At 33.3% G+C, this 637-nt stretch carries 1 pseudogene; it reads right to left on the bottom strand.

Annotation, left to right across the window (positions count from 1 at the left end):
- Positions 1 to 127 (bottom strand): annotated as a pseudogene (locus tag ACFIKB_RS09595) (metal ABC transporter substrate-binding protein); the annotation flags it as partial.
- Positions 128 to 637: the final 510 nt, after the last annotated feature.

The raw sequence follows: 637 nt of genomic DNA, 5'->3' as shown, positions 1-637 counted from the left end.
CTTCCATAGTACCGAGTTTGATTTTTGATTTGTCTGCTGCCATGGAAAAGGAAACAGACAAGAAAAGTGCAAAGAGAGGAAGGAGGAATCCGATGATAGCATTCCGAGATAATTTCTTTAATGTCATGTATGTTTATCCTTTTTTCTTTTCCAAGAGACTTGTTGAGGGAAGAAAATATAATTCTGTACTATTTTAAGAGAATTTAAGCTTATAAAAGCTTTATAGAATATTCAATCATTTTTATTTAAAAAATAATGTTATTTTTTCCTATACTGTAAGCATTCTTTGAAAAACGACATAATGCGCTCGCAGTATTATTTCTCAATTTAGATAATAATTCTTGTATCGCAGTTATTTGTTTGGGGAACCAATAGCACTTTCAAAACTTCTTTAAGTGATGATTGGCTGAATAGCCAAGTAATCAGATGATATTTTAGCAGTAAATCTATGCGTCGAATATTGCGCAATCAAAACAATAGCCCAGCGTATAGGGCGGTAGGGGACAAAGTAAGAGAGCTGCTCTCTAAATGTGATGGATTTTTGAAGGTGACACAAGAATTTATCACTATTTGACTGAAACGTGGCAAATTTTTGCAATGACAAATATTTTGCCTTTCATACTCTGGAGAGGAAGAA

Origin of the sequence: Bartonella sp. MR110HLJHH, from assembly GCF_042194225.1 — a bacterium.
Classification (GTDB): domain Bacteria; phylum Pseudomonadota; class Alphaproteobacteria; order Rhizobiales; family Rhizobiaceae; genus Bartonella; species Bartonella grahamii.
This window is presented reverse-complemented; position numbering and strand designations above follow the sequence as displayed.